The following is a 23,783-nucleotide window of genomic DNA, read 5'->3' as shown; positions in this document are numbered from 1 at the left end:
GTCCTTGCTTCCACCACCCCCAACCCCGATGCCTGCCCCAGCGAAGGCTGGGGCTGAAGAGGAGGGGGCTTTCTCGGCGGGAACTCCTCTCCCCCTCCTCTTCAGAGGAGAGGGCCGGGGGGTGGTGTTATCCCTGTGAGCAACCGCTTCACCCTAACCTTCACCGCGCGGCCCGGAGACATCGATGTGATGGGCCACGTCAACAACGCGGTCTGGGTGCAGTGGATGGAGGCCATCGCGACGGCGCACTGGGAAGCTTACGCGCTGCCCGAACAGCAGGCGAAATATGCCTGGGTCGTGACCCGGCACGAGATCGACTACCGCGGCAATATCCGCGAAGGGGAAAGTGTCACGGCCGAGACGTTCATTCCCGATGGGCCGCATGGCGCGCGCTTCGACCGGCGGGTCGATTTTCGCAATGCGGCGGGGAAAGTGATCGTTTCGGCCCGGACCACCTGGGCCATGATCGATATCGCCAGCGGCCGCCTGATGCGGGTGCCCGAAGACGTGGCGGCGCGCTTTACCGGAGATTGACGACGGTACTGTTCGCGCCGGTATCCGTTTCGACCGTCATGGCGGTATGTGCGGTGCGATTGCGGCCTTCCGACTTGGCCTGATAGAGCAGCGCGTCGCATTGGGCATAGAGATCGGCAAAACGCATGAGCGGCGCGCCGGTAATCAGGCCCATGCTGGCGGTTACGGGCCGGTCGAGGCCCGAGATTTCGGCGGCGATGCGCACCGGGATCGACTGGCGGCGGCGCTCGGCCCGATCGGCCGCGTCCGGCCCGCGCAGCAGCAGCAGGAATTCCTCGCCGCCGAAGCGCACGGCGACCGTGTCCTCGTCCGGCATCAGCGCCCGCGCGACTGCTTTCAGTACGGCATCGCCCATCGCATGGCCCCGGGTGTCGTTGATCAGCTTGAAATGATCGAGATCGAGCACGGCCATGGTGTCGAAGCCCTTCTTCGCCAGCTGGGCATAGCGTTCCTCGAACCCGCGCCGGTTGAAGAGCCCGGTCAGCGGATCGCGCTCGGCGAGGCTTTCGAGGAACCGGGACTGGGTGATCGCCCGGTCGCGTTCGTGCTTGATCGTCATGAAACGGTCGGCGGCGCCCAGGGTGCTGAGCAGCACTTCGAAGCCGAGGGAGAGGTGCTGCGCGGTCATCACGCTCAGGGGCGAATCGGCCATGCCCAGCAGCGATCCGATCCGCACCAGCGCCATGCCGATCAGCGGCGTCCAGCCGATGATCTGGAACCAGACCGTGCGGCTGCCGCGCCGCGCCGCTGTCGCCATGGACCATACGAGCATGGCGAAGAGCGGCAGGAAGGCCGCATAATAGACGGCGGAGACGCTCGGCAGCAGGGGGCCGCCGGCAAAGAGGTAATAGATGGACCACACGGCCATCCAGGGCCCGGTGGCGCGCAGCAATCTCTTTTGCCACGGGCCCAGCATGCCCGGTTCGACAAGCGATGCCAGGAACTGCGTGGCGGCGATGCTCGCCAGGGCCAGGCTTGCCGATGACAAGGCACAGATTTCGAACAGCGACAGTACGAAGAACCGGTTCACCAGACCGCTGGCGACGAAAGTCTGGACCAGCATCCCGAACACGGCGAGCGCGTGCCACAGGGCAAAGGGCTGGCGCAGCACCCGGTAGAACCCGAAGTTCAGCACCAGCGGCATGAGCATCAGCCCGCACAGCATGGCGAGCAGGATCTGCTCATTGCCGACCCGCGCTTCGTCCGGCGGCGGTGCGACCTGCACGTCCGAAAGCAGGCCCGGGTGCCGGGCTCCGGTCACTTTCAGGACATAGGCCGTCACCGGCGCATGTAAGCGCGGGAGCGGCATCCGCATTTTCCAGTGGGTGGTGGAAAATCGCAGGTCGCCGGAAGTGATTTCGCGGGTGGTGCTGGTGCCGTCGCGGCCGATTGCAGTAAGCCACAGGCGGTCGAAGCGGGTCAGGCGCGTCGTCAGGACGGAACCGGCGGCGAGCGGGCGCCCGGCCATGTCGATCCGCACCAGGCTTGCTCTGGCGCCGTCGATGGCCCAGTTTGCCCTGCTGCAGTCCCAATGGGCCGGATTCCGGGCGAGAGCGGCGGTGCTGGCATTGTCCGCGGCATTGTCCGCGGCAAGGGCCGTGCAGACTGATCCTGCCGGAAAACCGGAGGTCGCGGCTGCCACCGGCGCACCCAGCAAGGTGCAGGCGATAGCCAGCAGACCGGTCAGGAAGAGCCTTGTCCCATGGAGCATGACCGATCCATGGGACAAGGCTTTCAATATGAGGTTAACACTCTCGTTAATTTGCCTGTTGCAGCACCGATTCCACCGGCACGAAATCATAGCCCAGCTCGCGGGCCACGGCCTCGTAAGTCACGTGCCCGGCGTGGACGTTGAGGCCGGCGGCAAGGTGCGGATCGGCCCGCAGCGCGGCCTTCCAGCCGTCCGCCCCGTCAAAGGCAGCGGCAAGGGCCAGGGCGTGCGGCAGCGTCACGTTGTTGAGCGCATAAGTGCTGGTGCGGGCCACGGCGCCGGGCATGTTGGCCACGCAATAGTGAACGATGCCGTCCACCACGAATGTCGGTTCGGCGTGGGTGGTGGCATGGCTGGTCTCGAAGCAGCCGCCCTGGTCGATGGCGACATCGACCAGCACTGCGCCGGGCTTCATCGTGCCGAGCATGTCGCGGGTGACGAGCTTGGGGGCGGCAGCGCCCGGGATCAGCACGGCCCCGATCACGAGATCGGCCTCGGCCACGCTCTCGGCAAGGTTTGCGGTGCTCGAAAAGCGGGTCTTGGCGCGGGCTTCGAAGTGGATGCCGAGGCGTTCCAGCACATCGGGGCTGCGGTCGAGGATGGTCACGTCGGCGCCGAGGCCCACGGCCATCTGCGCGGCATTGAAGCCAACCACGCCGCCGCCGATCACCGCGACCTTGCCCGGCATCACGCCCGGTACGCCGCCCAGCAGCACGCCGCGCCCGCCATGGGCCTTTTCCAGCGCGGTGGCGCCAGCCTGGATCGACATGCGCCCGGCCACCTGGCTCATCGGCTTGAGCAGTGGCAGCGAGCCGCCCGGTCCAGTGACGGTTTCATAGGCGATCGCGGTGACGCCCGACTTGACGAGATCGGCGGTCTGCTCTGGATCGGGCGCGAGGTGGAGGTACGTGTAGAGGATCTGCCCTTCGCGCAGCATCGCGCGCTCGACGGCCTGCGGTTCCTTCACTTTCACGATCATTGCGCAGCCCGCGAACACTTCGGCGGCGGTGGCGATCAGTTTGGCGCCGCAGCGCTGGTAGTCGGCATCGCTGGCGCCGATGCCGAGGCCCGCACCGCTTTCGACCCAGACTTCGTGCCCGTGGCGGACCAGTTCGTGCACGCTCTCGGGCGTGAGGCCGACGCGGTATTCGTGGTTCTTGATTTCCTTGACAGTGCCGATGCGCATGGTTCGTCTCCGGTGCGGGGATGCTGTGAAGGGAAAATACACCCCTTAGGCAGCAATGTTTCACCAAATTTACGCTTGATCTCTGCTGTGATCGGAATGATTTTCGAAATCATTCGATTTTCAGGGAGAAAATTTCATGGATAGGGCCGACCGCGCCTTGCTGGAAGCGTTGCAGGCGGATTCGTCGCGCTCGATTGCCGAACTGGCCTTGCTCGTGCACCTCTCGCCATCGGCCTGCCACCGCCGGATCAAAGCGCTGGAAGAGCAGGGCCTGATCCTGGGTTATGCCGCGCGCGTCGATGCGCGCCGGCTGGGCCTCTCGGTGGAAGTGTTCGTCGAAATCACGCTCACCAGCCAGAGCCGCGAGGCGATGGACCGGTTCGAACGGGCGGTCCGCGATTTCGACGATATCCTTGAATGCCACCTGATGAGCGGGGCGGCGGACTATCTGCTGCGCGTGGCGGCCGCCGATCTCGACCACTATGACCGGGTGCATCGCGATTGCCTGGCGCGGCTGCCGGGCGTTTCCTCGATGAAGACCAGCTTCTCGCTGCGCCGGATCAAGCGGTTCGAGGGTTATTCGGTTCCCGCCTGACGCGCGGCGCGCACCGGCTGGGTCAGGATGCGGTCGCGGGCCGCGCGCAAGTCGCCGGTTTCGTATTGCAGCGAAAGCCGTTCCTTGTCGCGCGAACGGTACATGGTCTCGGCCTTGTCGATATCCTCCAGCGATACGTGAAGGCTTTTCAGGGCATTGCGGGCGAGCACGACCGCCGATTCCATCACTTCGCGCGTGACCGACGTCATGGGGGCATCCTTGAGGCGCAGCAGGCCGCGCCGGTCGAACACGCGGGCGTGAAGCTCGGCCTGGGGGAAGGCGGCGTGGACGGCGTGGATGAAGTCCTCGGTCAACTGGTCGCCATCGATGCAGAAGGCGATCAGTTCGGCCTCCTCCGCCCCGGCCTGCCGCAGCAGGTCGATCCGGGTGCCGTCGCCGAACCAGACTTTGGCGCCGAAGCCGCTGGCGATATCGATCATCTCGATGTCGGTATCGATCAGCGTCACTTCGATCTGCGCGGCGATCAGGATCTGCGCGACGGTCTGACCGAAGCGGCCGTAACCGACGACAATCGCGCTGGCGCCATCCTGCTGCGGGCCTTCGCGCTCTTCCGCCACCACGGGGATTTCCCGGATGCGGCGCGTGGCCATCATCAGGAACGGTGTGGCGACCATCGACAGGGTGACGATGGCGCCGAACAGGCTGGCGGCCTGCGGTTCCACCAGCCAGGCGTCGGCGGCCTGCGCGAACAGCACAAAGCCGAATTCACCGCCCTGGCTGAGCAGCAGACCCAGCGCCAGCGCGCTGCGCCAGTTCATCTTGAAGAGCAGCCCCAGGCCGAAGATCACGCCCGACTTCACCACGATCAGCGCCAGCGCCATGGCCGCGACGAACAGCGGGCGCTGGGCGATGGCGGAAAGATCCAGCATCATCCCCACCGACATGAAGAACAGGCCGAGCAGGATTGAGCGGAACGGCTCGACATCGGCTTCCAGTTCGTGCCGGTAAGGGCTGTCGGCCAGCATGACGCCTGCGACGAAAGCCCCCAGCGCGGTCGAGAGGCCGAGCGCCTGCATCAGCGCCGCGGCGGCGATCACGGTGAACAGCGCGGCGAAGACGAACATCTCGCGCTCGCCGAGATTGCCGATCAGGCGGAACAGCGGGCGGATCACGAAGCGCCCGGCCGCGATCAGCCCGCCGATCGCGAGCACGGTGGTCAGCGCCAGCTGCCATCCGGGAGGACCGGCGGGCAGGCTGGGATTGCGGTTCATCGCGGCGATGATCGTGATCAGCGGGATGATCGAGAGATCCTGGAACAGCAGGATCGCGAAAGAGCGCTCGCCGAACGGGGTATGCAGGCGCCCGGCGCTTTGCAGCATCGGCAGGACCTGCGCCGTCGAAGACAGGCCCAGCGGCAGGCCCAGCGCCAGCGAAGCCTCGATACTGAAGCCGGCGAAAGTATGGATGACCCACGAAACGGCCAGACCGCACAGGGCGACTTGCAGAAGGCCGAGACCGAAGATCTCATGCCGCATCCGCCACAGACGCCGCGGCGCCAGTTCGAGCCCGACGATGAACAGCAGCAGGGTGATCCCCAGCTCGGCAAAGCCGATCTTGCTTTCCGGATCGCCGATCAGATCGAGCGCATAGGGCCCCAGCACGGCCCCCGCGAGCAGGTAGCCCAGTGTCGCGCCGAGCCCCAGCCGCCGGAACAGCAGCACGAAGACAAGCGCTGTCCCCAGCAGGAGGAATCCGTCCTGCAGTGGGAAGGCTTGGGTCTGGTGTTCCATGGGGGGATCCGATGCGGCCGTTGCGTGGCGTGCAATCTAGGCGCTGGACCGGCGATCACCAACCCCGCGGGTGGCTGCCGTGCACAAATTCAGGCGGGGGAGAATGGACGAGGCGATCGGGAAGGCTGGGAGCGGGCTGGTGTTAGCCGAAATCACAAGATCCTCCCCCGCCGGGGGAGGTGGCAGTCACGAAGTGGCTGACGGAGGGGGCGCGACAAGGCGCTACATCGGTATTTGCAAAGCCCCCTCCACCACCCTTCGGGTGGTTCCCCTCCCCCGATGGGGGAGGATGAGTTGGGGCCAAGGCACCTACCGCGGAAGGATGCCCTGGCAGACGAATTTGAGCACTTTGCCGTCCTGCGTATCCCAATGGATCTGCTGCGCGGTGGGGCTGGCTATGGTCTGCGTACCCAGAACGGCGCCGCTCGGTCCCACTGCGCTCCACTGATATGTGGCTTGCAGTCCGGCGGCGCAGTTCACGCTGCGCAGCGCGTAGATTGTCGTGCCATAGGGATAACTGCCTTCCGCGCGCAGCAGCACGGCGGCCTGGCGGAACTGAACGCCCAGCCCGCCTGCCGCGACACTGGCGGCATCGACGCGAACGCTGCGGCCGGTTGCGCGTTCCACGTCGTTGGGGAAGACCTGAACCCATTGGCCGGTGGCCACCGTGAGTTCCACCGTGGCCGCCGTCGCGGGAGCCGCGGCCAGCGCGGCGAGCAGCAGGGCGCGCCTCACAGCGGGTTGCCGTTCTCGTCGCGGTAGATGTCGCGGCGGCCGACGTGGTTGGCGGGGCCGACGAAGCCGTCGTTTTCCATGCGCTCCACCCATTTTGCGGCGGTGTTGTAGCCCACGCCCATCTGGCGCTGGAGCCAGGAGACCGAGACCTTCTGGTTCTCGAACACGAGCTGGCAGACCTGCCGGTACTTGCGCTCCTCGGGCGCGTCGGAGGCGGTGGCGTCGAGATCGTCGAAACCGAAGCTGCCTTCCTCTGGCTCCTCGGTGACGGCGGTGACGTAGTCCGGCGTGCCCTGCGTGCGCCAGTAATCGGCGACGTGTTCCACTTCCTCGTCGGAGACGAAGGGGCCGTGGACGCGCTTGATCGGGTCGGAACTCGGCTTGTAGAGCATGTCGCCCTTGCCCAAGAGCTGCTCGGCGCCGTGCTCGCCCAGGATCGTGCGGCTGTCGATGCGGCTGGTGACGGCGAACGAGACGCGCGTCGGCAGGTTGGCCTTGATGACGCCGGTGATGACGTCGACCGAGGGGCGCTGCGTTGCCATGATGAGGTGGATGCCCGCGGCGCGGCTCTTCTGCGCAAGGCGCTGGATCAGCACTTCGATTTCCTTGCCGACCGTGACCATGAGGTCGGCCAGCTCGTCGACGATCAGCACGATCTGCGGCAGCACTTCGTAATCGAGCTGGTTTTCCTCGTAGAGTTCCTCGCCCGTGTCGGGATCGAAGCCGATCTGCACGCGGCGGCCGAGCGGCTTGCCCTTGGCGGCGGCAGTGCGCACCTTCTCGTTGAAGCTGGCGAGGTTGCGGACGGAAACCTCGCTCATCATGCGGTAGCGGCGCTCCATCTCCTCGACCGCCCACTTCAATGCGCGCACCGCCTTGGGCGGCTCGGTCACGACTGGCGAGAGCAGGTGCGGAATGTCGTCGTAGCTCTTGAGTTCGAGGACCTTGGGGTCGACGAGGATCAGGCGGCACTGCGCCGGGGTGAGCCGGTAGAGCAGCGAGAGCAGAATGCAGTTGAGACCGACCGACTTACCCGAACCGGTCGTACCGGCCACCAGCAGGTGTGGCATCGTGGCAAGGTCGGCGACGACCGGCTCGCCCGCGATATCCTTGCCCAGGATGATCGGCAGCATCCCCTTGTGATGGGCGAAGGCTTCCGAGGCGACCATTTCCTTGAACGAGACCATCTGCCGCACGGCATTGGGCAGTTCGATGCCCATGACGGTGCGGCCGGGGATCGAGGAGACGCGCGCCGAGATCGCGGACATGTTGCGCGCGATATCGTCGGCGAGGCCGATCACGCGCACCGCCTTGGTGCCGGGCGCCGGCTCCAGCTCGTACATGGTGACGACCGGGCCGGTGCGCACGGCCGTGATCTCGCCCTTGACGTTGAAATCGTCGAGCACGGTCTCCAGCAGGCGCGCGTTGCGTTCCAGGCTGAGCTTGTCGATCTTCTGCTGGGTGTTGGGCGGCGGATCGGCCAGGAGGTCGAGGCTGGGCAGTTCGTACTGGTCGAACAGGTCCTTCTGGCGGCTGCCAGTGCCAAGCTGGGCGGGCGCGGGAGAGGCCTTGGGATCGACGATCTCGGGCGCGCGGCGCGGCTTTTCGGCGAGCGGGGCACGCGCTTCGGCGCGCGGCGCGGGCTCGGGGCGCGCGGTTTCCCCGGCAGCTGCGGCGGGCGCGCCGCGGGGCGAGGGCAGGGCCCGCGGCAAGCGGCCGATCCGGCCTGGCAGCGTTAGCAGGCGGCCCCAGTCGAACGCGAAGACCTTGCCGATCAGCGTGACGCCGGCAATCAGGCAGACCAGCGCGAGACCCAGGGTTATCCAGCCTTGCGCGGGGGGCGGTGTCAGGCCGGCCAGAGCGCTGACGGCCTTGGCGCCGAGCAGTCCCGAAATGCCGCCCATGGAGGCCGGCAGCGAGCCGCCGGGCTGGGTGAACCACAGCGAGAACACCGTCGCGATCAGCACCATGGCGAAAGCCAGCAGCGCGACCGGACGCCACCAGCGCTGGTTCGAATGCTCGATCTCGCTGTCGTCCTCTTCGACCAGCAGCCACAGCTTGCGCGCGAAGACATAGAGCAATGGCAGGAACAGCCAGGACACCGGGCCGAACAGGAACAGCGCCCGCTCGGCAGTCCAGGCGCCCATCGCGCCCATCCAGTTCTGCACCTCGCCGCCCGCCGCAGTCGAGGTGGAGGGGTCGGTCTGGTGATAGCTGGCCAGCGCCAGCGCCAGATAGACCATCAGCGCGAAGAGCAGCACCGCGCCGGAAAGCTCGGTTGCGCGGCGCAAGGAGCGCTTGAGGACAGCGCGCCAGTCCGGTTTGGCAATGCGCCGGCCGGGCGCCATGGGCCGCGTGGCCATAAGAATTCCCCTGATTAGGCGGACGGATAATGCGCCCGGGCGGGACTCCACGTCAAGAATGAAGCGGGAACAGACCTGTGGGCGTTTCGGTAAGTCCTTGAATTGCCGCCCAATGCTGCAAGCCGAAAGCGCGGGCCCGGCGCGGCGTCATGCCGCCCAGAGCGATGGCCGGGACTTGCGCGCGCGCCGCCAGAAGCCGGAAACGCAGCGGGCCGAGAGTGGATGCCCCGGGATGCGAGCGGGTCGGGAAGACCGGTGAGATCAGCACGGCATCGGCGCGCGCGCGGCGGGCGGCGGCCAGTTCGCGCAGCGAATGGACGGTGGCCAGCCGCGGGATCGCCGGGCCGCGGGCAAGGCGCAGCGGTGCGCCATAGGCCCCGCCGGCCCCCCACGCCTTGGCCTCGCGGGCGCTGCCCGACAGAACCACGCGGTGCCCGTGGCGCCGGGCCGCGCGGGCGAGTTTCCTGAAGCGGGCGCGGCGCTGGTCCGGCGGCAAGTGGTAGTGGCGGAAGATCAGGCCGCATCCACGCGGCAGCCGCGCCAGCACGCGTTCCAGCATGGCATCGTTGCGGGCATCGCTGACCAGCCAGACATTTGGCCAGATCGGGGGAAGAGGCGGCTGGCGGTTCGGCACGGGCACGCTATAGCAGCGCGCCATGGATCAGCCAGACCTTACCCCGCTCGAACATGTGCGCGCCCGCATTGCCCATGCCGCCACGATTGCCGGCCGTAAGGCCGAAGACGTCGAACTCATCGCCATTTCCAAGACGCATCCGCCGGAACAGATCCTGCCCCTCATCGAGCAGGGCCAGCGCGTCTTCGGCGAGAACCGCGTGCAGGAAGCGCAAGGCAAGTGGCCCGCATTGATCGAAGCGCATCCGGACGTGAAGCTGCACCTTGTCGGCCAGCTCCAGTCCAACAAGGCCGAGGATGCGGTGGCCCTGTTCGACTGCATCCATTCGCTGGACCGGCCCTCGCTCGTTTCGGCGCTGGGCAAGGCGATGGACAAGGCCGGAAAGCAGGTGCCCTGCTTCGTGCAGGTCAATATCGGCGCGGAAGAGCAGAAGGGCGGATGCCCGATTGCCGATGTGCCCGCGCTGCTGGCCTCCGCCCGCGAGGCGGGGATTCCGGTCGTGGGGCTGATGTGCGTGCCGCCCGCCGATATCGAGGCGGCGCCGTTCTTCGCGCTGCTGGCGAAGATTGCCGCCGATAACGGTCTTGATCAGCTCAGCATGGGCATGAGCGGCGATTTCGAGACCGCCGTCATGCTCGGCGCGACGCATGTGCGGGTGGGGTCGGCCCTGTTCGGGGCGCGGGACTGACCGGGATCAGGAGCGAACGGCGTTACTTTCCCGTTTCGTCATTGCGAGCCGAAGGCGAAGCAATCCAGAGCAGTTTAAACCGCCCCTGGATTGCCGCGCCGCCTTCGGCGGCTCGCAATGACGAAAATGGGGTGGGCGGCCGCTGCCGGGAAGCAGTTATCAGGCCGCGCGCCAGGCGAGCAGCGACAGGCCGAAGCCCGCGAACAGTCCGCCTGTCACCCGGTTGAAGGCGCGCTTCACGCCCGCGCGGCCGAGATGGCGTGAAATCGCGCGGCCGCCCAGGGCATAGACGCAGTACCAGAAGCCCTCGATCACTGTGAAAACGGCGAGCAGGACGGCGAATTGCGGAGCCTGCGGCTGGGCGGGGTTGATGAACTGGGGCAGGAACGCCGCCGCGAAAACGATCGCCTTGGGATTGCTGATCGAGATCGTGTAGCCGCTGCGCATCACGGTTTGCCATGAGGCGGTGGGGCGCGGCCATTCTTCCTGCGCGTCTTCTTCGTCCACCGGGCTGCGCCAGGCCTTGAACGCCAGGTAGAGGAGATAGGCCGCGCCGGCGAGGCGCAGTCCGTCGAACACGCCGGGCAGGGCATGGAGCAGCGCGCCCAGTCCCACGGCCGAGGCGGAGAGCAGAGTCAGCAGGCCGAGCAGGCAGCCTGCCATCGCGGCGGTGCTGCGCTTGAAGCCCAGTTCCACGCTGCGCGAGAGGATGTGCAGCATGTTCGGGCCGGGCGTTGCGCTCAGCAGGAAAACCGCGATGGCGTAAATCCACAGGGTCTGCAGGCTCATGGGGGTCAGGCCTTCTTGTGCGTCGCCAGTTCGTCGCCGGTGAGCGTGACGATATGCAGCAGGTTGGTGGAGCCGGGCACGCCGAACGGCACGCCGGCCAGCGTTACCAGCCGCGATCCGGCCGCGCCGAAGCCATGGCGCAGCGCCATGCGCTTGCCCTTGGCGATCATCTCTTCGAAGCTGCCGATGTCCTTGGTCAGCACCGTATGCGCGCCCCACAGCAGCGCGCCGCGCCGGGCGGTCTTGAGCGAGGGGGTGAGCACCAGCATCGGCGCGGCCGGGCGCTCGCGGGCGACGCGGCGGGCGGAACTGCCCGAGCCGGTGAAAATGATGATGCCCTCGATCGGCAGGGTATCGGCAATCGTCGCGCAGGACGCGGAGAGCGCGTCCGCCGTGGTCGCATCGGGCGGAGTCTCGGCCAGGTGAATGCGTTCGCGGTAGGTCGAATCGCTTTCGACCTTGGTGGCAATGCGGTCCATGATCGTCACGGCCTCGACCGGCCACTGACCGGCAGCGGTCTCGGCCGAGAGCATCACGACGTCGGCACCGTCATAGACCGCGTTGGCAACGTCGGAGACTTCGGCGCGGGTCGGGGTCGGGCTGGTGATCATCGATTCGAGCATCTGCGTGGCGACGACCACCGGCTTGCCGTGGGCGCGGGTCTTCTCGATGATGTGCTTCTGGATCGGCGGCACTTCCTCGGGCAGCAACTCGACGCCGAGATCGCCGCGCGCGACCATGATGCCGTCCGACAGTTCGATGATTTCCTCAAGGCTTTCGACCGCGGCGGGCTTTTCGATCTTGGCCATCAGCGCGCCGTAACCGCCCATCAGCCGCCGCGCTTCGGCGACGTCCTCGGGGCGCTGGACGAAGGACAGGCCGATCCAGTCGGCGCCTTCCTTGATCGCGAAGGCCAGATCGCGCCGGTCCTTGTCGGTGAGCGCGGGAACCGGAACGATCGCATCGGGCACGTTGACGCCCTTGCGGTCCGAGATCGGCCCGCCGACTTCGGCAGTGCACAGGATCTTGTCCTCTTCCGGCTTGATTACCACGAAGCGCAGCTTGCCGTCGTCGACGAGCAGGCGCTGGCCCTTCTGGAGGACGCCGAAGAGTTCGGGGTGCGGCAGGCAGACGCGGGTATCGTCGCCAGGCGTGGGATCGCGGTCGAGCGTGAAGTGGGCGCCGTGGCGGATGAAGGCCTTGCCGTCCTTGAAGGCGCCCACGCGCAGCTTGGGGCCCTGAAGGTCGCACAGAATTGCGACCGGGCGGGCCAGATCCTTTTCGACCGCGCGGATATTGGCGATCGTCTCGCGATGGGTTTCGTGATCGCCATGGCTCATGTTGACGCGAAAGGCGTCGGCCCCTGCCTTGAGCAGCTTGGCGATGGTGTCCTGGTCGCGGCTGGCCGGGCCGAGCGTTGCGAGAATCTTGACCTTGCGCGTGCGCTTGATGCCGCGATGATGGGGGGAACGGCGCTGCGTTGTGCTGGGGGTGCTGACCACGTATCGACTGCCTCTTTCGGGAACGGGCTGTCATATGGCAAAGCAAAGCTTACAAACCAAGGACGATCGGCAGAAATATGAACGAAAGTGATCCGTTAGATACGCTCGACGATGCCGTGGCGGCAGCGGCCTTCCGCCGGCTGGTGCGTCACTTGCGCCAGCGGCACGATGCCCAGAACATCGATCTGATGGGGCTTTCGGGCTTTTGCCGGAACTGTCTGGCCGACTGGATTCGCGATGCCGGGTTCGCGGGCGATAAAGCGGAGGCGCGTGCCGTGATCCACGGTATGCCCTTCGACGAATGGAAAGCGAAATATCAGACCGAGGCCACGCCCGAGCAGATCGCGCGGATGGAAGCGAGCCTGAAGAAGAACGGCGGCACGCACTGATCGCGGTGCTGCCGGTGGTGCGTGAGGTGCACCCCTAAAAAGGCGGCGTGCCGAGCGCCGCCCTCCCACATTCGGGCGCCGTCCCCTTGGCGCCCGCCCCATGTGCTCGGGTAAATGTGTTTGGGTAAATTAGGTCTGGCAGGCCGCGCTCAGGCTTCCTTCCGGCGGCCGATACGGCGGCGGCCTATCACCGTCGCGGCTGCCGCGCCGAACAGGATCAGCATCGGCGGGGCCGGGACATCGGTGCCGCCCGTGCTGGTCGTGGTCGATCCGCCCGACGACGAACTCGACGAGGAAGACGAGCTGGACGACGAGGAACTGCTTGAGGAGGACGAACCGCCCGAGCTTGTCGAGGACGAGGAGCCCGAAGACGACGAGCCGCTTGAAGAGGAACCGCTGCTCGACGATTCGCCGCCCGAGGAACTGGAGGACGAACTCGACGAAGAGCTTGAGGACGAACTGGACGACGAGGAACTCGATGTGCTCGTCGAAACATTGCCCGAGCTGGTCGACGTCGTCGAAGTGACACCGCCGGTGGTGGTGGTCGAGGTCACGCCGCCGGTGGAGGTGGAGGAGGTCGACGTCACGCCTCCCGTGGTCGACGTGACGCCGCCGGTCGAGGACGAGGTGGATGTCGAGCCGCCGCTGGTGGTGGAGGTGATGACGATGTTGCCGCCGCTCGAACCGCCGCCGCCGAAGAAGCCGCCGAAGAAACCGCCGCCAAAGCCGCCGATCGATCCGCCGCCGATAACCACCGGCGTGCTGCTGCCGCCACCCTGGTAGGACGGGGGCGGAGCCGGCGGGATATAGGGCGGCGGGACCGGGACCATCGCCATCTCGGGCTGTTCGCAGCAGGTGCGCTTGATGATCCGGCGCGCGCGCTTGGTCGTGCGCGGCTTTTCCTTCCGGACGATCCGCTTGGCCTTCTTGACGGGCTGCGCCACTTTGGCCTGCTTCAGCTTGTGGTATTCGGTCGACGCCGACTGCGTCTCCGCCACGTGGACGGCGCCGCCACCAATGATCGCGCAGCCTGCCGCGCAGGCAGACAATTTCGCAAGGGCCATCCGAACCGACATAAGCGTTGCTCTCTGTTGTTTCCGCTTTTCACTCCCGTCTCGAAAACGGGTTGCGGGCATTACATACGCAGCAACAACGCAGAGTCCGGTTAACGGAACAACGGTGTTAACCGGGATTCGACTGTCCCGAAGTGAGAAATAGGGTTAATTAATCGCCCCGGAGTGATGGCTGTATCAAAACGGGACTTGTGCTGCCGTTATTTGTAAACGGGTCCGACACATTGTTTCGTGCTTTCAGCGTTCTGCATCCGGCCCGTCCGAATCGAACAAACCGCCTTGGGACGATCCCTGGGACGCTGCGGGCGATCCGGCAGGCGGCGTCATTCCGAGGTGCTTCCAGCCCCGTTCGTTGAGGCATCGCCCGCGCGCCGTGCGGGCCACCAGGCCAAGCTGGATCAGATAGGGCTCGATCACTTCCTCGATCGTGTCGCGCGGCTCGGAAAGGCCGGCGGCCAGCGTTTCCACGCCGACCGGGCCGCCTTTGTAGATATCGGCGATCATCCGCAGGTAGCGCCGGTCCTGCGCGTCGAGCCCGATCGAATCGACTTCCAGCCGGGTCAGCGAATCGTCGGCGATGGCGCGGGTTATGACATCGCTGCCCGCGACATGGGCGAAATCGCGCACGCGGCGCATCAGCCGCCCGGCCACGCGGGGGGTTCCGCGCGAGCGCCGCGCGATCTCGGTCGCCCCGCCCTTGTCCATGCCGATGCCGAGCAGCCCGGCGCCGCGCGTCACCACGTGTTCCAGCTCGGGCACGGTGTAGAACTGCAGGCGCACCGGGATGCCGAAACGGTCGCGCAGCGGCGTCTGCAGCAGGCCCTGCCGGGTGGTCGCGCCGATCAGCGTGAACGGCGGCAGGTCGATCCGCACCGAGCGCGCCGACGGCCCCTCGCCGATGATGAGATCGAGCGCGCGGTCTTCCATCGCCGGGTAGAGCACTTCCTCTACCACCGGATTGAGGCGGTGGATCTCGTCGATGAACAGCACGTCGCCATGTTCGAGATTGGTCAGCAGTGCGGCGAGATCACCCGCCTTGGCGATCACCGGGCCGCTGGTGGCGCGAAAGCCCACGCCCAGCTCGCGCGCGACGATCTGCGCCAGCGTGGTCTTGCCCAGCCCCGGCGGGCCGAAGAACAGCACATGGTCCATCGCTTCGCGCCGCGACTTCGCGCTTTCGATGAAGACACGCAGATTGTCCTTGGCCGCGGCCTGGCCGACGAATTCGGACAGGGTCTTGGGCCGCAGCGCCGCATCGGCGTCTTCGGCCTGGCGGGAGGAGGAGAGGATGGGGTTATCGGTCACGGGATGAGGACGTAGCCCTGCTGCTGGAGTTGGGCAAAGGCGTTCATCGCGGACAGCGACAGCTTCACGCCGGGGAGCAGGTCGCTCTTGGCGATCCCATTGGCGGCGGCGCTTTGTCCGCACAGGTAGATGGTGACGCCGTGGGCCAGCAGCTGTTCGACCAGCGGCGCGCTGGCATTGGGGTGGGCCGGGTCATGCCGGGCATAGGCCGCCGCATTGGTCAGGTTCCAGGTCGCCTTGCCGTGAACGACCAGCACGGCGTGGATGTTTTTTTCCGGCACTCCGGCGGCGACGTTCATGTTGATGAAGCGCGCCACGGAATCGAAGGTGCGCACGGTCTCGCCCGGCCCGGCTCCGTCCTTGGCGTTGAATATCACCTTGAGCTGTTCATCCGCCGGGATCGGCAGGTCGCTATCGACCCTGGCCACCTTGCCGTAATCGGTGAAGACCGGCCCGGCGGTGAAAGTGGGCGTGTCCTGCGCCATGGCCGGAGCGGCTGAAAGGATGGCCGCCGTGAGCATGGCCATGGTGAGAGTACGCATCGATTCCTGCTCCTTGCTATCCCGCAGCTTTCCGGAGAGCCACGCGGACGAGGTCGTTCAGCCCGGCATCTTCGCCCAGTTCGGCGATGGCATGGGCCACGGCGGCGCTGGCAATGGCGGGTTTGAAGCCGAGATTTTGCAGCGCCGAAACGGCATCGGCACCGGCCGCACCCGGCGTATCCGCCGCAGCGATCCCCGGCGTGCCGGGCACGGTGGCCATGCCGCCGGCCTTTTCCTTCAACTCGTTGACGATGCGGCCCGCGAGCTTGGGGCCAACCCCGTTGGCGCGCGCCACCATCGCCGCGTCGCCGCCCGCGCAGGCGCGCTGCAATTCTTCCGTGGTGAGCGCGGACAGGATCGCGAGCGCCACTTTGGAGCCCACGCCCTGCACCGCGGTCAGCAGCTTGAACCAGTCGCGCTCGGCGCCGCTGGCGAAGCCGATCAGACGCACGTCGCTTTCGGATACCTGCATTTCGGTGAAGACGGTCGCGCGGTCCCCCCGCACGCCCAGCGAGGACAGCGTGCGCGCCGAACAATGGACGAGGTAGCCGACGCCCGAAACGTCGATCACCGCCCAGTCGGCGCCGAAATCGTCGAGCGTGCCGGTCAGCTTTGCGATCATGGTTTGTTCTATGGCACAGGCGGGAGTCGGGCAAAAGGGGCGAAACGCGGTTCCTCCACGGCGGCAGTGGATGGCGCGATGGATGGCACAGCGGATGGCCCGGCAGATGACGAAGTGACAGGGCGGCCTTGGGCTTCTAGGAAATGCCCATGCAGGGGGTGTTGCAGCAACCGGACCGTGAGCGCCTGACCGGCGGCTGGATCGCAGCGATCGCGGTCGTCGTGCTGGCCGGTGTGGGGCTGCGTGTCGCGGGCTTTTCGCTTTACGACATCGGCTATTCCGACGAGCTGATGCAATATCTGGAGCAGGCGAACCGGCTTGTGACCGGGGCGGGCATCGTGCCCTGGGAAAGCCGGGAAGGGCTGCGCAATGCCCTGATCCCGCAAGTGCTGGTGCCTGCCGTGGCGCTGGGGCATGGACTGGCGCCGGGCACGCTGCTGCATGTCGCGCTGGCGCGGGCGCTGTTTCTGGCTCTGACCTTGATTGCCTTGCCGGCGGCATGGAAGCTTGGCGCGCTGCATTCGCGGGCTGCTGGCCTCGCCGCACTGACGGTGGCCGCGGTCTGGTGGGAAAGCGTGCTGTTTTCCGAATTCCTGCTGTCGGAAAGTCTGGGCGCGGCGCTGATGCTGGCGGGGGCCGCGTGGCTGCTCGATCCGGATGCGGGCCGCAGGCGGCTGATGCTCGCGGGCCTGCTGATCGGTCTCGCCGTGCTGGTTCGGTTGCAATATGCGGTGTTCGCGGCGGTGCTGCTGATCGCGGAGTTGTGGCTCGACCGGGGGCGCTGGGTGCAGGTTGTCGCAGGCGGCTTGATAGCGCTGGCGGTTGGCGCGGTGAGCGACCTTTGCGCCGGGCTCGTGCCGTTCTCCTGGGTTCTGGTGACGCTGCGGATGAATATCGGCGAAGGCATTGCGGCCCGCTTCGGCACCGCGCCGGCCACGGCTTACCTGCCGATGCTGGCAGAGCACTTGCTGCCGTTCGCCGTGCCGGCCGCCTTGGGTGCGTTCCTTGCCGGGGCGCGATACCGTCCCTTGCTGCTGGCGGCGCTGGCGAACCTGCTGGTGCACAGCGCGATCGCGCACAAGGAGTATCGTTTCATCTGGCTGACGACGTTCAGCCTGCTGCTGCTGGCGGCCGTGGTGTCGGTGCGTCTGGCCGGGTATTTGGCGGCACGGCGGGGATCGGCGGGCAGTCTGGGGCTACCGGCGGCGCTTCTGGTCTGTGCGCTGTGGACGGCGGCCTCGTTCTGGTCGGCCCGGGCCAGCGGCGGCGCGCGGGTCTATCGGGGCGGCGGCGCGGTGCCGGAAATGGCGGACAAGGCCGCGCGCGATCCGGCGATCTGCGGGGTGGCGGTGCCCTATGAATACAAGAGCCAGATCGTGCCCGCGCTGATGGCGGTGCCCAAGCCGTTGGCGCTGATCCCGGAAGGGGTGATGGACGGCAAGGCGCCGCTGCCGTTCGGGATCGTGACATCGGCCAATGCCCTGCTCCTGCGGCGCGATGCGCATGTTCCGGCGGGGTACGAGCGGATCGCCTGCCGCCCCGGCCATGATTTTCCGTGCCTTTATGTGCGCGCGGGGCAGTGCCGCATCGATCCGCGCTTCCGCTATCAGGAGATGATCCGCCGCGCTGGGCTGTAGATCGTGATCGTTTTACTTTGAGTCGTCATTGCGAGGCCCGCAGGGCCGCGGCAATCCAGCGTGCGGGAAATCCGCACCCCATCCGCTCGTCCTGAGCTTGTCGAAGGACGCTGGCGCTGCGCGAGGTCCAACACCCTTCGACAAGCTCAGGGTGAGCGGGCCTTGATTCAGATTTCTTGCATTTTGCGCTAAGCTCCAAGCGCTTAGCGGTGGCTGCCCAGCATGTTGGCGTGGGTGATCGCGACGGCGAGCGCATCGGAGGCATCCTCGCCCGCCAGCTTCACGCCCGGCAGCAGCACCTTGAGCATCGCCTGGATCTGCTTCTTGTCCGCCCCGCCGGTGCCGACCAGCGCCTTCTTGATGACTTTGGTCGGATATTCCGCCACCGGCATCCCGGCGCGGGCCAAGCTGAGCATGGCGACGCCGCGCGCCTGCCCCAGTTTCAGCGTCGACTGCGGGTTCACGTTGACGAAGACTTCCTCCACCGCGCCCGTGTCGGGGCGGTGGTGGAGGATGACGTCGGTCAGCGCCGCATCCAGTTCGACCAGCCGCTCGGCCATGCTGGCCTTGGCGTTGGTGCGGATCTGGCCGTTGGCCACGTGGCTGATCCGGCTGCCCGATTTGGCGACAACGCCCCAGCCGGTGCAGGTGAGGCCGGGATCGAGGCCGATGATGATCACGTGGAAATTCTCCCCGTTCGCTCCGATCGGGGGATTTGGGTCAGGCCGGAGCGAGAAGGGTCGTTGTCGAGAACCGGCGCGCAGCGTACTTTAGGTACGTGAGCACCGGAAGCGCAGAGAACGGCCCTTCGCAGCCCGGCATGGGCCAAATCAGCCCAGCTTCTCCATGACCTCGTCCGAGATCTCGTAGTTGCCCCAGACGGTCTGCACGTCGTCGTCGTCGTCGAGCGTGTCGACCAGCTTGAGCAGGGTGCTGGCGGTGCCTTCGTCGACATCGACCTTGAGGTTCGGACGCCAGGCCAGCTTCACGCCTTCGGCCTCGCCCAGCACCTTTTCGAGCTCGCGCGCGACTTCGTGCAGCGAATCGACCGAGACCCAGATCTGGTGGCTGCCGGGGTTCTCGTCGCCATCGCCCATGTCGCTTTCGACATCGTCCGCGCCCGCCTCGATCGCGGCTTCGAGGACCTTGTCCTCATCGCCCACGCTCGCGGGGTACTCGATCAGGCCGAGGCGTTCGAAGCCGTGGCTCACCGCGCCAGACGCGCCGAGGTTGCCGCCGTTCTTGGCGAAGGCAGTGCGCACGTTGGTGGCGGTGCGGTTGCGGTTGTCGGTCAGCGCCTCGACGATGATCGCGACGCCGCCGGGGCCATAGCCCTCGTAGCGCACTTCCTCGTAGTTCTCGCTATCGCCCTTGGTCGCCTTGTCGATCGCACGCTGGATGTTGTCCTTGGGCATCGACTGCGCCTTGGCGGCGTTGACCGCGGCGCGCAGGCGCGGGTTCATGTCCGGATCGGGCATACCCATCTTGGCCGCGACGGTGATTTCGCGGCTGAGCTTGCTGAACTGCGCCGAGCGCTTCTTGTCCTGCGCACCCTTGCGGTGCATGATGTTCTTGAATTTGGAATGGCCTGCCATGGGTCCGTTCGTTCTGCTGGTCTGGTTAGGATCGGGCGCCCTTACAACAAGCCTGTGCCCTAGAGCAACCGCTGCCACCACCCCACATCGTGCCAGGCACCGAGCTTGCGGCCGACCTCGCGGTAAATGCCGACGGGGGTGAAGCCCATTGCCTCGTGCAGGCCCACGCTGCCGGGGTTGGGCAGGGCGATCCCGGCGAAGGCGGCGTGCAGCCCCTTGTCCTTCAGCCGCGGCAGCAGCGCGGCGTAGAGCGCCCGGCCGATCCCCTGCCGCGCATGGGCGGGATCGACATAGACGGTGACGTCGCACGAAGAGGCATAGGCCGCGCGGGTGCGGTGGGGCGAGCCATAGGCGTACCCGGCCACCGCCCCATCGATTTCGGCGGCCAGCCATGCGTGCGACGCGCCGTAGTCCGCGATGCGCCGCGCCATTTCCGCGTCATCGGGGGCTTCGGTTTCGAAGCTGACCACGCTGCCGGTAACGAACGGCGCATAGATGGCCGCGCAGGCCGGGGCATCGGCGGGGGTTGCAGGGCGGATGTGCATGGGTTCAGCTTTTCCCGTGGCGGGAGGGCAACGCGCGCATGGCCAGCTTTTCCGGCGGCCCGTTCCACTCCGGATGATCGGCCGCCGCGGCACGCAGCGCGCGGCGGAAGCGCAGGATCTGGCCCAGGGTCGGCAGGCGCGGCGTGGCGGCGAGTTCCCAGTGGATGCCATTGATCGGATCGTCGAAGAACACGGCGTAGTAGCCGGGCGCATAGACGTCGTAGGCAGCAGGCGGCTCGGTTACTGCCAGCCCCTCGGGCACCAGGAACTCGCGGTGGAAGGCGTCAATCTCGCGCCGGTTGCGGGCCCACAAGGCGATATGGTGCACGCCGACGGGCCGGGCCGCGTGATCCAGCCTTGCGCCGCTCCTGGCGGGCTGGATGCCGATATAGCTGTGCGGCAGCGGAAAGCGCGCCATGTAGTAAGTGGAGCGGTAGCCGATATCGAGCGTCCAGAAGCTCTTGTAGCCGAGCCAGCCGAACATGCGGTCGTAGAAAGCGACCGAGCGCTCGTAGTCGAGCACCGAGAATTCGACGTGATGGACACCGCGCCAGCGCATCAGGCGGCGGCGTCGATGAGGGGGGCGATCATCGGGCTTGTCCTCGCTTCCAGTCTGACTCTAGGCCGGAAGCGAGGGCGCCCGCAAGCGGTCAGTCGATGCCGAGTGCGGCCTTGTAGGTGTCGAGGATCATGTCCATTTCGCGGCGGTCGTCGGGCTTCATCTTCCGCAGGCGCACGATCTGGCGCATGATCTTGACGTCGTAGCCGACGGCCTTGGCCTCGTTGTAGACGTCGCGGATATCGTCCGAGATGCCCTTCTTCTCTTCCTCAAGGCGCTCGACGCGCTCGATGAGAAGGCGCAGGCGATCGTCGGTGGTTTCGGCCATGGGGTACGTGCTCCGGTAAAATCGTGGTGAATCGGTTGGCCGCGCTGATAGCGAGGCTGCGGGATTCGGGCAAAGCCGCAGCTGTGGAAAGTGTCGCCGCCCGGTCAAGCCGGGCGACGCGCGTCCTTACGCGAACCAGCGCTTCTCGAACCAGAGTGCCAGATTGACCAGCGCGATCAGTACCGGGACTTCGACCAGCGGCCCGATCACCGCCGCGAAGGCGACCGGGGAGGCGAGGCCGAAGGCGGCGATGGCGACGGCGATGGCCAGCTCGAAATTGTTCGAGGCCGCCGTGAACGAGAGTGCCGCCGTGCGCGAATAGTCCGCGCCTGCCGCGCGCCCGCTGGCGAAGGCGAGCACGAACATCACCACGAAGAATATCACCAGCGGCACGCCCACCCGCACGGCGTCCATCGGCAGGGCGAGGATCTCGCCGCCCTTGAGGCTGAACATGGCGACGATGGTGAAGAGCAGCGCCACCAGCGTGACCGGGCTGATCGCGGGCAGGAAATGGCCTTCGTACCACTGCGCGCCGCGGGCGCGGATCAGCGTGGTGCGCACCAGGAACCCGGCCAGGAAGGGGACGCCCAGATAAGTCAGCACGGCCTTGGCGATGGTGCCGAAGGAAATGTCCACCACATGTGCCTCCAGCCCGAACACCGGCGGCAGCACCGTGAGGTAGAACCACGCATAGGGCACGTAGAATACGATCTGGAACAGCGAGTTGAACGCCACCAGCCCGGTCACGTATTCGGGGCTGCCCTTGGCGAGCTGGTTCCACACCAGCACCATGGCGATGCACGGGGCAATGCCGATCAGGATCAGGCCGGTCATGTACTCGGGCTTGTCGGGCAAGAGCAGCGCGGCGAGGCCGAACATGAAGGCGGGCGCGACGATCCAGCACAGCACGAACGACAGCGCGAGCAGCTTGCCGTCGCGGAACACTTGCCCCAGCGCTTCGTAGCGCACTTTGGCGAGCGGCGGGAACATCATCAGGATCAGGCCCACCGCGATCGGGATGCTGGTCGTTCCCACCGACATCGCGCCCAGCGTGGCCGGAACCGCGGGCACCAGCGCGCCGAGGGCGATGCCCAGCGCCATCGCGGCGAAGATCCAGACGGTCAGGAAGCGGTCGAGGAAGGACAGGCGCTTGGCGGGGGCCGCAGCCATCCTATCTGCTGTTATCGCTTGATTCACGCTGCACCTTCCATTGCGCCGATGCGGGCGAGTTCGCCCATCAGTTCCTTGTGATCCATGGTCTCGAACGGCAGTGCCAGCAGGGCGCGCACACGCAGCTCCAGCCAGTGCCAGGTCTGTTCGAAAGCGGCATCGACCTCCGCCTCATCGCCTTCCACGTCCGCGGGGTCGGGCAGGCCCCAGTGCGCTTTGAGCGGCGCGCCGGGGAACACCGGGCAGGCCTCCGCCGCCGCATTGCCGCATACGGTGATGGCAAGGTCGACCGGATCGGCGTCGGGGCCGCTGAAGAGATCCCAGCTCTTGGAACGGAAAGCCGAAGTGTCGATGCCCTTGCGGGCAAGCAGCCGCAGGGCGCCGGGGTGCGGCGTGCCTTTGGGCTTGCTGCCCGCGCTGCAGGCGGCGATCCGCGCGCCGCCCAGTTCGCGCAGCAGCGCTTCGCCGAGGATCGAGCGGGCCGAATTGCCGGTGCAGAGCACCAGAATGCGGAAAGGACGGTCAGTCACGGATGCCTCTTCAGCAGCAGGAGGTCTTGGCCGGAGCCGGCATTTGCGGTGCGCAGCAGGCATGGCCGGCGGCCTGCGTCGAGGCGAGACCGGCAAGGCCGGGGCTCTCGCCGTAGGAGGTGTGCTCGCCGGTGGTCAGGAAGGCTTCCCAGACGACCCCGTCCGGATCGGCGATCCAGCTCTTTTCGGACTTGGCATAACAGCAGGTGGTCGCGCCTTCCTCGATCACCGGGGCCTCGGCGGCCTTGAGGCGGCCATAGACTTCGGCGAGTTCGGCCTCGTCCTCGACCTGCACGCCGAGGTGTTCGATCCCCTTGGCGGCGCCGTCCTTCTGCGAAATCGCGAAGTTGATGCGCGGATCGTCGAGCATCCACTTGGCGTAGTCCGCCTTGGTGACGGCAGGCTCGGCGCCGAACAGGCCGGTGTAGAAGGCAATCGAGGCATCGAGGTCGGCAACCCCGACATGGACATGGAAACGCTTCATGCGACGTCCTTTCGCTGGGAAGAGGGGGAGGCGGCGGCCGGCGTGCAGCCGGTCTCGGCGGTGCAGGGAACGCCGCCGCAGCAGTTCTCGGTCATGTAGGCCATCAGCGCGTTCATCGCGGCAAAGTCGGCCGAATAGATGATCGAGCGGCTCTGGCGCTGTTGTTGCACCAGCCCGGCATGGGCGAGCTGGGAGAGGTGAAAGCTCATCGAAGAAGCCGGAACGCCGAGCGCTTCAGCCAGCGCACCGGCCGCCAGGCCTTCGGGCCCGGCCTGCACCAGCAGGCGATAGGCGGCAAGGCGGTGTTCCTGCGCCAGCGCGCCGAGCGCGCGGATGACGGTCTCTGCGTCCATGCTCTCATTCCGATGATTCGATAAATATCGAAATATCGAATTGCGAGAGTTCGGTCAATGGGGCGGAGGGGGCTGCGAGGCTGACTTTTGTCTGGCATGTGGTCAGTGCAATCGCGGGCGATCATTGACGGCTATCCGGTGTTGCCTGCGAAAAGGGGACGTT

Annotated in this window: 26 protein-coding genes; 6 read left to right on the top strand and 20 right to left on the bottom strand. The window is 66.7% G+C overall.

Annotation, left to right across the window (positions count from 1 at the left end):
* The first annotated feature begins 135 nt into the window (after nucleotides 1–135).
* Nucleotides 136–534 carry an acyl-CoA thioesterase gene (locus NN5_RS12960; protein ID WP_067734529.1) on the top strand — a complete coding sequence of 133 codons (399 nt, stop codon included), beginning with the start codon at nucleotides 136–138 and terminating at the stop codon, nucleotides 532–534.
* Here NN5_RS12960 and NN5_RS26905 read toward each other — a convergent pair.
* Both NN5_RS26905 and ald read right to left on the bottom strand, forming a co-directional pair.
* Nucleotides 521–2,245 carry a sensor domain-containing diguanylate cyclase gene (locus NN5_RS26905; RefSeq protein ID WP_067734528.1) on the bottom strand — a complete coding sequence of 575 codons (1,725 nt, stop codon included), beginning with the start codon at nucleotides 2,243–2,245 and terminating at the stop codon, nucleotides 521–523. The two genes, NN5_RS12960 and NN5_RS26905, sit on opposite strands and share 14 nt — an antisense overlap.
* A 46-nt stretch (nucleotides 2,246–2,291) precedes the next feature.
* Entirely contained in the window at nucleotides 2,292–3,431 is a 1,140-nt protein-coding gene (gene ald, locus NN5_RS12950) for an alanine dehydrogenase (protein WP_067734527.1), read from the bottom strand.
* A gap of 136 nt (nucleotides 3,432–3,567) precedes the next feature.
* On the opposite strand from ald, the gene NN5_RS12945 reads away from it, so the two are divergent.
* Nucleotides 3,568–4,026, top strand: coding sequence for an Lrp/AsnC family transcriptional regulator (locus tag NN5_RS12945; RefSeq protein ID WP_067734526.1), 459 nt, complete (start codon nucleotides 3,568–3,570; stop codon nucleotides 4,024–4,026).
* Here the strand turns inward: NN5_RS12945 and NN5_RS12940 are convergent.
* The 4 genes from NN5_RS12940 to NN5_RS12925 all read right to left on the bottom strand — a co-directional run bounded on the left by NN5_RS12940 (nucleotide 4,008) and on the right by NN5_RS12925 (nucleotide 9,533).
* The gene (locus tag NN5_RS12940) at nucleotides 4,008–5,777 is read right to left on the bottom strand and encodes a cation:proton antiporter domain-containing protein (protein ID WP_067734525.1); all 1,770 of its coding nucleotides are present in this window, start codon (nucleotides 5,775–5,777) and stop codon (nucleotides 4,008–4,010) included. The genes NN5_RS12945 and NN5_RS12940 overlap by 19 nt on opposite strands.
* Before the next feature lie 309 nt (nucleotides 5,778–6,086).
* Nucleotides 6,087–6,512: a hypothetical protein gene (locus tag NN5_RS12935; protein ID WP_067734524.1), complete on the bottom strand. Its 426-nt coding sequence runs from the start codon at nucleotides 6,510–6,512 to the stop codon at nucleotides 6,087–6,089.
* Nucleotides 6,509–8,875 (bottom strand): DNA translocase FtsK, encoded by a 2,367-nt coding sequence (locus NN5_RS12930; RefSeq protein ID WP_067734523.1) that lies wholly within the window; start codon nucleotides 8,873–8,875, stop codon nucleotides 6,509–6,511. The genes NN5_RS12935 and NN5_RS12930 overlap by 4 nt, the downstream gene beginning before the upstream one ends.
* A gap of 52 nt (nucleotides 8,876–8,927) precedes the next feature.
* Nucleotides 8,928–9,533, bottom strand: coding sequence for a thiamine phosphate synthase (locus NN5_RS12925; protein WP_067734522.1), 606 nt, complete (start codon nucleotides 9,531–9,533; stop codon nucleotides 8,928–8,930).
* Here NN5_RS12925 and NN5_RS12920 point away from each other — a divergent pair.
* The gene (locus NN5_RS12920; protein ID WP_067734521.1) at nucleotides 9,532–10,197 is read left to right on the top strand and encodes a YggS family pyridoxal phosphate-dependent enzyme; all 666 of its coding nucleotides are present in this window, start codon (nucleotides 9,532–9,534) and stop codon (nucleotides 10,195–10,197) included. The genes NN5_RS12925 and NN5_RS12920 overlap by 2 nt on opposite strands.
* Before the next feature lie 159 nt (nucleotides 10,198–10,356).
* Here the strand turns inward: NN5_RS12920 and NN5_RS12915 are convergent, their stop codons facing one another.
* Both NN5_RS12915 and pyk read right to left on the bottom strand, forming a co-directional pair.
* A complete protein-coding gene (locus NN5_RS12915) occupies nucleotides 10,357–10,986 on the bottom strand; it encodes a LysE family translocator (RefSeq protein ID WP_067734520.1) in 630 nt (209 codons plus the stop codon).
* 5 nt (nucleotides 10,987–10,991) lie between these two features.
* The gene (pyk, locus tag NN5_RS12910; RefSeq protein ID WP_067734519.1) at nucleotides 10,992–12,488 is read right to left on the bottom strand and encodes a pyruvate kinase; all 1,497 of its coding nucleotides are present in this window, start codon (nucleotides 12,486–12,488) and stop codon (nucleotides 10,992–10,994) included.
* A gap of 77 nt (nucleotides 12,489–12,565) precedes the next feature.
* Here pyk and NN5_RS12905 point away from each other — a divergent pair, with 77 nt between their 5' ends.
* Together NN5_RS12905 and NN5_RS12900 are read left to right on the top strand one after the other, a co-directional pair.
* Nucleotides 12,566–12,877 (top strand): DUF1244 domain-containing protein, encoded by a 312-nt coding sequence (locus tag NN5_RS12905; protein WP_067734518.1) that lies wholly within the window; start codon nucleotides 12,566–12,568, stop codon nucleotides 12,875–12,877.
* A 243-nt stretch (nucleotides 12,878–13,120) separates the two neighbouring features.
* The gene (locus NN5_RS12900) at nucleotides 13,121–13,660 is read left to right on the top strand and encodes a hypothetical protein (protein WP_067734517.1); all 540 of its coding nucleotides are present in this window, start codon (nucleotides 13,121–13,123) and stop codon (nucleotides 13,658–13,660) included.
* A 527-nt stretch (nucleotides 13,661–14,187) separates the two neighbouring features.
* Here the strand turns inward: NN5_RS12900 and ruvB are convergent.
* From ruvB to ruvA, 3 genes are read right to left on the bottom strand one after another with little or no spacing between them, the layout of a single operon-like run.
* Nucleotides 14,188–15,255, bottom strand: a complete 1,068-nt coding sequence (gene ruvB, locus NN5_RS12895; protein ID WP_067734516.1) for a Holliday junction branch migration DNA helicase RuvB — start codon at nucleotides 15,253–15,255, stop codon at nucleotides 14,188–14,190.
* On the bottom strand, nucleotides 15,252–15,797 hold the full coding sequence (locus NN5_RS12890; protein WP_067734515.1) for a DsrE family protein: 546 nt from the start codon (nucleotides 15,795–15,797) through the stop codon (nucleotides 15,252–15,254). Before NN5_RS12890 ends, ruvB begins: the two co-directional genes overlap by 4 nt.
* Nucleotides 15,798–15,813: 16 nt before the next feature.
* On the bottom strand, nucleotides 15,814–16,419 hold the full coding sequence (ruvA, locus tag NN5_RS12885; protein WP_067734514.1) for a Holliday junction branch migration protein RuvA: 606 nt from the start codon (nucleotides 16,417–16,419) through the stop codon (nucleotides 15,814–15,816).
* A 149-nt stretch (nucleotides 16,420–16,568) separates the two neighbouring features.
* Here ruvA and NN5_RS12880 point away from each other — a divergent pair, with 149 nt between their 5' ends.
* A complete protein-coding gene (locus tag NN5_RS12880; protein WP_245656463.1) occupies nucleotides 16,569–18,056 on the top strand; it encodes a hypothetical protein in 1,488 nt (495 codons plus the stop codon).
* A 203-nt stretch (nucleotides 18,057–18,259) separates the two neighbouring features.
* Here NN5_RS12880 and ruvC read toward each other — a convergent pair whose 3' ends face one another.
* From ruvC to NN5_RS12835, 9 genes are all read right to left on the bottom strand, one after another.
* Nucleotides 18,260–18,736 (bottom strand): crossover junction endodeoxyribonuclease RuvC, encoded by a 477-nt coding sequence (gene ruvC, locus NN5_RS12875; protein WP_067734512.1) that lies wholly within the window; start codon nucleotides 18,734–18,736, stop codon nucleotides 18,260–18,262.
* 150 nt (nucleotides 18,737–18,886) lie between these two features.
* Nucleotides 18,887–19,651 (bottom strand): YebC/PmpR family DNA-binding transcriptional regulator, encoded by a 765-nt coding sequence (locus tag NN5_RS12870; protein WP_067734511.1) that lies wholly within the window; start codon nucleotides 19,649–19,651, stop codon nucleotides 18,887–18,889.
* Nucleotides 19,652–19,710: 59 nt separating this feature from the next.
* The gene (locus tag NN5_RS12865) at nucleotides 19,711–20,196 is read right to left on the bottom strand and encodes an arsinothricin resistance N-acetyltransferase ArsN1 family B (protein ID WP_067734510.1); all 486 of its coding nucleotides are present in this window, start codon (nucleotides 20,194–20,196) and stop codon (nucleotides 19,711–19,713) included.
* 4 nt (nucleotides 20,197–20,200) lie between these two features.
* The gene (locus NN5_RS12860; RefSeq protein ID WP_067734509.1) at nucleotides 20,201–20,755 is read right to left on the bottom strand and encodes a VOC family protein; all 555 of its coding nucleotides are present in this window, start codon (nucleotides 20,753–20,755) and stop codon (nucleotides 20,201–20,203) included.
* A 91-nt stretch (nucleotides 20,756–20,846) separates the two neighbouring features.
* Nucleotides 20,847–21,083, bottom strand: a complete 237-nt coding sequence (locus NN5_RS12855; RefSeq protein WP_007012906.1) for a DUF2312 domain-containing protein — start codon at nucleotides 21,081–21,083, stop codon at nucleotides 20,847–20,849.
* A 126-nt stretch (nucleotides 21,084–21,209) separates the two neighbouring features.
* The gene (gene arsB / locus NN5_RS12850) at nucleotides 21,210–22,253 is read right to left on the bottom strand and encodes an ACR3 family arsenite efflux transporter (RefSeq protein ID WP_067734508.1); all 1,044 of its coding nucleotides are present in this window, start codon (nucleotides 22,251–22,253) and stop codon (nucleotides 21,210–21,212) included.
* A gap of 23 nt (nucleotides 22,254–22,276) precedes the next feature.
* Complete coding sequence (locus tag NN5_RS12845; RefSeq protein ID WP_067734507.1) at nucleotides 22,277–22,783, bottom strand: arsenate reductase ArsC; 507 nt, start codon at nucleotides 22,781–22,783, stop codon at nucleotides 22,277–22,279.
* 10 nt (nucleotides 22,784–22,793) lie between these two features.
* Nucleotides 22,794–23,267, bottom strand: coding sequence for an ArsI/CadI family heavy metal resistance metalloenzyme (locus NN5_RS12840; RefSeq protein WP_067734506.1), 474 nt, complete (start codon nucleotides 23,265–23,267; stop codon nucleotides 22,794–22,796).
* Nucleotides 23,264–23,620 carry an ArsR/SmtB family transcription factor gene (locus tag NN5_RS12835; RefSeq protein WP_067734505.1) on the bottom strand — a complete coding sequence of 119 codons (357 nt, stop codon included), beginning with the start codon at nucleotides 23,618–23,620 and terminating at the stop codon, nucleotides 23,264–23,266. The genes NN5_RS12840 and NN5_RS12835 overlap by 4 nt, the downstream gene beginning before the upstream one ends.
* Nucleotides 23,621–23,783: the final 163 nt, after the last annotated feature.

Origin of the sequence: Novosphingobium naphthalenivorans NBRC 102051, assembly GCF_001590985.1 — a bacterium.
In the GTDB taxonomy this organism is placed as follows: domain Bacteria; phylum Pseudomonadota; class Alphaproteobacteria; order Sphingomonadales; family Sphingomonadaceae; genus Novosphingobium; species Novosphingobium naphthalenivorans.
The sequence above is the reverse complement of the archived record's forward strand: the minus strand, read 5'-3'. Positions and strand labels throughout refer to the sequence as shown.

Excerpts from the sequence above, each read along its gene's own strand:
- NN5_RS26905 (WP_067734528.1), bottom strand. The coding sequence starts at position 2,245 with ATGCTCCATGGGACAAGGCTCTTCCTGACCGGTCTGCTGGCTATCGCC.
- ald (WP_067734527.1), bottom strand. The coding sequence starts at position 3,431 with ATGCGCATCGGCACTGTCAAGGAAATCAAGAACCACGAATACCGCGTC.
- NN5_RS12945 (WP_067734526.1), top strand. The coding sequence starts at position 3,568 with ATGGATAGGGCCGACCGCGCCTTGCTGGAAGCGTTGCAGGCGGATTCG.
- NN5_RS12940 (WP_067734525.1), bottom strand. The coding sequence starts at position 5,777 with ATGGAACACCAGACCCAAGCCTTCCCACTGCAGGACGGATTCCTCCTG.
- NN5_RS12930 (WP_067734523.1), bottom strand. The coding sequence starts at position 8,875 with ATGGCCACGCGGCCCATGGCGCCCGGCCGGCGCATTGCCAAACCGGAC.
- NN5_RS12920 (WP_067734521.1), top strand. The coding sequence starts at position 9,532 with ATGGATCAGCCAGACCTTACCCCGCTCGAACATGTGCGCGCCCGCATT.
- NN5_RS12925 (WP_067734522.1), bottom strand. The coding sequence starts at position 9,533 with ATGGCGCGCTGCTATAGCGTGCCCGTGCCGAACCGCCAGCCGCCTCTT.
- NN5_RS12915 (WP_067734520.1), bottom strand. The coding sequence starts at position 10,986 with ATGAGCCTGCAGACCCTGTGGATTTACGCCATCGCGGTTTTCCTGCTG.
- NN5_RS12905 (WP_067734518.1), top strand. The coding sequence starts at position 12,566 with ATGAACGAAAGTGATCCGTTAGATACGCTCGACGATGCCGTGGCGGCA.
- NN5_RS12890 (WP_067734515.1), bottom strand. The coding sequence starts at position 15,797 with ATGCGTACTCTCACCATGGCCATGCTCACGGCGGCCATCCTTTCAGCC.
- ruvA (WP_067734514.1), bottom strand. The coding sequence starts at position 16,419 with ATGATCGCAAAGCTGACCGGCACGCTCGACGATTTCGGCGCCGACTGG.
- NN5_RS12880 (WP_245656463.1), top strand. The coding sequence starts at position 16,569 with ATGCAGGGGGTGTTGCAGCAACCGGACCGTGAGCGCCTGACCGGCGGC.
- NN5_RS12870 (WP_067734511.1), bottom strand. The coding sequence starts at position 19,651 with ATGGCAGGCCATTCCAAATTCAAGAACATCATGCACCGCAAGGGTGCG.
- NN5_RS12865 (WP_067734510.1), bottom strand. The coding sequence starts at position 20,196 with ATGCACATCCGCCCTGCAACCCCCGCCGATGCCCCGGCCTGCGCGGCC.
- NN5_RS12860 (WP_067734509.1), bottom strand. The coding sequence starts at position 20,755 with ATGCGCTGGCGCGGTGTCCATCACGTCGAATTCTCGGTGCTCGACTAC.
- NN5_RS12855 (WP_007012906.1), bottom strand. The coding sequence starts at position 21,083 with ATGGCCGAAACCACCGACGATCGCCTGCGCCTTCTCATCGAGCGCGTC.
- arsB (WP_067734508.1), bottom strand. The coding sequence starts at position 22,253 with ATGGCTGCGGCCCCCGCCAAGCGCCTGTCCTTCCTCGACCGCTTCCTG.
- NN5_RS12840 (WP_067734506.1), bottom strand. The coding sequence starts at position 23,267 with ATGAAGCGTTTCCATGTCCATGTCGGGGTTGCCGACCTCGATGCCTCG.
- NN5_RS12835 (WP_067734505.1), bottom strand. The coding sequence starts at position 23,620 with ATGGACGCAGAGACCGTCATCCGCGCGCTCGGCGCGCTGGCGCAGGAA.